General features: G+C 46.2%; 2 tRNA genes and 2 rRNA genes. All 4 read left to right on the plus strand.

Annotated features, from left to right (window positions below):
• Positions 1 to 462: 462 nt before the first annotated feature.
• The 4 genes from ACM55H_RS17825 to ACM55H_RS17840 all read left to right on the plus strand — a co-directional run bounded on the left by ACM55H_RS17825 (position 463) and on the right by ACM55H_RS17840 (position 5,454).
• Positions 463 to 1,976 (plus strand): 16S ribosomal RNA (locus ACM55H_RS17825).
• A 157-nt stretch (positions 1,977 to 2,133) separates the two neighbouring features.
• Positions 2,134 to 2,207 (plus strand) — tRNA-Ile (locus ACM55H_RS17830).
• Between the two features lie 91 nt (positions 2,208 to 2,298).
• Positions 2,299 to 2,372: transfer RNA gene (locus tag ACM55H_RS17835), tRNA-Ala, on the plus strand.
• A gap of 198 nt (positions 2,373 to 2,570) precedes the next feature.
• Positions 2,571 to 5,454, plus strand: a 23S ribosomal RNA gene (locus ACM55H_RS17840).
• The 16S and 23S rRNA genes sit together here with 2 tRNA genes alongside, the layout of an rRNA operon.
• Positions 5,455 to 5,490 lie beyond the last annotated feature (36 nt).

Here is a 5,490-nt window from a genome sequence, read left to right on the forward strand (position 1 = left end):
ACGCAGACGTTCTTTAACAAACTGGCAAGTAAAACGAATTAAACAAGAAAATTTATTTTCTAAAAAAGATTCAGAAAAGCTTGTGAGATTAGAAAACGCTTACTACATTTGCACCCCGCAAAACAAGCAAAGTTCCTTGACAAACTGATAAGAAAACGAGAAGAAAACGGAGATAAAGATTTCCAAAAAAAACTTCAAAAATTTCTTGCCAGTTAAGAAAAGAAGTTGCACTTTTGCACCCGCTTTGAGAAACACTTTAATGAGTGTTACGATAAGTAAAGAAACTGAAATAAATTCAGTTTAAAAAACAAGCAGAACACGTTCCTAGACATATTGAATTGACAGCCGTTTTGAAAGAGATTTCAAAACAAAAGAATAAGAGTAATAGAATCGAGAGATTTGAAAAAACCACTAGAATTTAGTCGAATAACAATAGCTTGAAGTAATTCAAGCAAACAATATACGATGAAGAGTTTGATCCTGGCTCAGGATGAACGCTAGCGGCAGGCTTAACACATGCAAGTCGAGGGGTATGCTTCTTCGGAAGTAGAGACCGGCGCACGGGTGCGTAACGCGTATGCAATCTACCTTTCACAAAGGGATAGCCCAGAGAAATTTGGATTAATACCTTATAGTATATAAGAATGGCATCATTTTTATATTAAAGATTTATCGGTGAAAGATGAGCATGCGTCCCATTAGCTAGATGGTAAGGTAACGGCTTACCATGGCAACGATGGGTAGGGGTCCTGAGAGGGAGATCCCCCACACTGGTACTGAGACACGGACCAGACTCCTACGGGAGGCAGCAGTGAGGAATATTGGACAATGGGCGCAAGCCTGATCCAGCCATGCCGCGTGCAGGATGACGGTCCTATGGATTGTAAACTGCTTTTGTACAGGAAGAAACAGTTCTACGTGTAGAACCTTGACGGTACTGTAAGAATAAGGATCGGCTAACTCCGTGCCAGCAGCCGCGGTAATACGGAGGATCCAAGCGTTATCCGGAATCATTGGGTTTAAAGGGTCCGTAGGCGGTTTAGTAAGTCAGTGGTGAAAGCCCATCGCTCAACGGTGGAACGGCCATTGATACTGCTAAACTTGAATTATTAGGAAGTAACTAGAATATGTAGTGTAGCGGTGAAATGCTTAGAGATTACATGGAATACCAATTGCGAAGGCAGGTTACTACTAATATATTGACGCTGATGGACGAAAGCGTGGGTAGCGAACAGGATTAGATACCCTGGTAGTCCACGCCGTAAACGATGGATACTAGCTGTTGGGAGCAATCTCAGTGGCTAAGCGAAAGTGATAAGTATCCCACCTGGGGAGTACGTTCGCAAGAATGAAACTCAAAGGAATTGACGGGGGCCCGCACAAGCGGTGGAGCATGTGGTTTAATTCGATGATACGCGAGGAACCTTACCAAGGCTTAAATGTAGATTGACCGGTTTGGAAACAGACTTTTCGCAAGACAATTTACAAGGTGCTGCATGGTTGTCGTCAGCTCGTGCCGTGAGGTGTCAGGTTAAGTCCTATAACGAGCGCAACCCCTGTTGTTAGTTGCCAGCGAGTCATGTCGGGAACTCTAACAAGACTGCCAGTGCAAACTGCGAGGAAGGTGGGGATGACGTCAAATCATCACGGCCCTTACGCCTTGGGCTACACACGTGCTACAATGGCCGGTACAGAGAGCAGCCACTGGGCGACCAGGAGCGAATCTATAAAACCGGTCACAGTTCGGATCGGAGTCTGCAACTCGACTCCGTGAAGCTGGAATCGCTAGTAATCGGATATCAGCCATGATCCGGTGAATACGTTCCCGGGCCTTGTACACACCGCCCGTCAAGCCATGGAAGCTGGGGGTGCCTGAAGTCGGTGACCGCAAGGAGCTGCCTAGGGTAAAACTGGTAACTAGGGCTAAGTCGTAACAAGGTAGCCGTACCGGAAGGTGCGGCTGGAACACCTCCTTTCTAGAGCCTAAATGTTAGTTGTGTAAGCAACACTTTTAGGAAAGAAGACGAAAGTTCGAATGGAAACAAATGTGGACATTTTATTACTCTTGCTGTTAGTTCAAATAATACACGGTAGAGGCGTTGCAATGCAACGGCTTTATTTTTAAGAAAAGAGTGTCTCGTAGCTCAGCTGGTTAGAGTACTACACTGATAATGTAGGGGTCGACAGTTCGAGTCTGTCCGAGACAACTATTTTAGACTTAAAAAAAGGAAATTTTAGAAGTATGAGTATGAATTACTGTAATTCAAAATTCAACATTCATAATTTAAAATTAGAAATGGGGGATTAGCTCAGCTGGCTAGAGCGCCTGCCTTGCACGCAGGAGGTCAACGGTTCGACTCCGTTATTCTCCACAAATCAATTGAAAGATTGAAGAATTGAAAAATTTAAAGATTTTGTAATCATTAAATAATTTAATTTTTAAATCATTTAATTAGATAAAGTTCATTGACATATTGAGATAAGAAAATAATAAAAAGTAGAAAGCATTTTTTGCTTGTTTATCATTAGACAAGTAAAAGAAACGGCACATTTTAACTAATGTGTTGGTACAATAAGCAAAATAAGGGCGTATGGGGGATGCCTTGGCTCTCAGAGGCGATGAAGGGCGTGATAAGCTGCGAAAAGCTACGGGGATTGGCACACACGATATGATCCGTAGATACCCGAATGGGGCAACCCACTATGTTGAAGACATAGTACACCGATAGGTGGGCAAACCCGCTGAACTGAAACATCTAAGTAGGCGGAGGAGAAGAAAACAAAAGTGATTCCGTAAGTAGTGGCGAGCGAACGCGGATTAGCCCAAACCAATGTTGTTACGGCAATGTTGGGGTTGTAGGACCACGTTATTTGTTGCGGATAGAATTAGAATCTACTGGAAAGTAGAGCCAAAGAAGGTGATAGCCCTGTATAAGTAATAGAAGATAACGATAGTGGTATCCTGAGTAGGGCGGGACACGAGAAATCCTGTCTGAATTTGGCGGGACCATCCGCTAAGGCTAAATACTCCTGAGAGACCGATAGTGAACCAGTACCGTGAGGGAAAGGTGAAAAGAACCGTGAATAACGGAGTGAAATAGATCCTGAAACCATACGCTTACAAGCGGTCGGAGCCCTTTCGTGGGGTGACGGCGTGCCTTTTGCATAATGAGCCTACGAGTTAACGTTGCTGGCAAGGATAAGTGGTTAAGCCACGGATCCGTAGCGAAAGCGAGTCTGAATAGGGCGCTTTAGTCAGTAGTGTTAGACGCGAAACCGTGTGATCTACCCATGGGCAGGATGAAGCGCTGGTAACACAGTGTGGAGGTCCGAACCGGTTGACGTTGAAAAGTCTTCGGATGACCTGTGGGTAGGGGTGAAAGGCCAATCAAACTCGGAAATAGCTCGTACTCCCCGAAATGCATTTAGGTGCAGCGTTATGCGTAAAGTTATATAGAGGTAGAGCTACTGATTGGATGCGGGGGCTTCACCGCCTACCAATTCCTGACAAACTCCGAATGCTATATAATGTTTCATAACAGTGAGGGCTTGGGTGCTAAGGTCCAAGTCCGAGAGGGAAAGAACCCAGACCATCAGCTAAGGTCCCCAAATATACGCTAAGTTGAAAGAACGAGGTTTGTCTGCCCAGACAGCTAGGATGTTGGCTTGGAAGCAGCCATTCATTTAAAGAGTGCGTAACAGCTCACTAGTCGAGCGGACGAGCATGGATAATAATCGGGCATAAGCGTATTACCGAAGCTATGGATTTGTAATTTATTACAAGTGGTAGGGGAGCATTCTAACAGGGTAGAAGGTGTGTCGTAAGGCATGCTGGACTGGTTAGAAAAGAAAATGTAGGCATAAGTAACGATAATGCGGGCGAGAAACCCGCACACCGAAAGACTAAGGTTTCCACAGCTATGCTAATCAGCTGTGGGTTAGTCGGGACCTAAGGCGAACCCGAAAGGGACAGTCGATGGACAACGGGTTAATATTCCCGTACTAGTTATTACTGTGATGGGGTGACGGAGTGATGAAAGCGCCGCGAACTGACGGAATAGTTCGTTGAAGTACCTACCTATAAGCTGCGCAGGCAAATCCACGCGGCTTGGGGAAATACGATAGTACTCGGAGTCTTCGGACAAAGAGATAGTGCGCCTAAGGGCTTCCAAGAAAAACCTCTAAACTTCAGGTAATAAGTACCCGTACCGCAAACCGACACAGGTAGTCGAGGAGAGAATCCTAAGGTGCTCGAGAGATTCATGGCTAAGGAATTAGGCAAAATAGACCCGTAACTTCGGGAGAAGGGTCGCCAGCAGCAATGCTGGCCGCAGTGAAGAGGTCCAGGCGACTGTTTATCAAAAACACAGGGCTCTGCAAAATCGTAAGATGAAGTATAGGGCCTGACACCTGCCCGGTGCTGGAAGGTTAAGAGGAGATGTTATCTTCGGAGAAGCATTGAATTGAAGCCCCAGTAAACGGCGGCCGTAACTATAACGGTCCTAAGGTAGCGAAATTCCTTGTCGGGTAAGTTCCGACCTGCACGAATGGTGTAACGATCTGGACACTGTCTCAGCCATGAGCTCGGTGAAATTGTAGTAGCGGTGAAGATGCCGCTTACCCGCAGTGGGACGAAAAGACCCTGTGCACCTTTACTATAGCTTAGTATTGACCTTGGATAAATGATGTGTAGGATAGGTTGGAGACTGTGAAGTGGCGTCGCTAGGCGTTGTGGAGTCATTGTTGAAATACAACCCTTTGTTTATCTGAGGCCTAACCCCGCTTTGCGGGGGACATTGCTTGGTGGGTAGTTTGACTGGGGTGGTCGCCTCCAAAAGAGTAACGGAGGCTTCTAAAGGTTCCCTCAGTACGCTTGGTAACCGTGCGTAGAGTGCAATGGCATAAGGGAGCTTGACTGAGAGACATACAGGTCGATCAGGTACGAAAGTAGAGCATAGTGATCCGGTGGTTCCGCATGGAAGGGCCATCGCTCAAAGGATAAAAGGTACGCCGGGGATAACAGGCTGATCTCCCCCAAGAGCTCATATCGACGGGGGGGTTTGGCACCTCGATGTCGGCTCGTCACATCCTGGGGCTGGAGAAGGTCCCAAGGGTTGGGCTGTTCGCCCATTAAAGTGGCACGCGAGCTGGGTTCAGAACGTCGTGAGACAGTTCGGTCTCTATCTACTGTGGGCGCAAGAAATTTGAGTGGATCTGATTCTAGTACGAGAGGACCGAATTGGACAAACCTCTAGTGTATCTGTTGTCACGCCAGTGGCATCGCAGAGTAGCTACGTTTGGAAGGGATAAGCGCTGAAAGCATATAAGCGCGAAACCCACCACAAGATGAGATTTCTTTTAAGGGTCGTAGGAGATGACTACGTTGATAGGCTATAGATGTAAAGGCAGTAATGTCATAGTCGAGTAGTACTAATAACCCGTAAGCTTATGTACGCTTTTCCCCGGGGCAACCCGGGGAAGAAACTTTCT

The organism is Flavobacterium cryoconiti, assembly GCF_048158645.1.
Lineage (GTDB): Bacteria > Bacteroidota > Bacteroidia > Flavobacteriales > Flavobacteriaceae > Flavobacterium > Flavobacterium cryoconiti.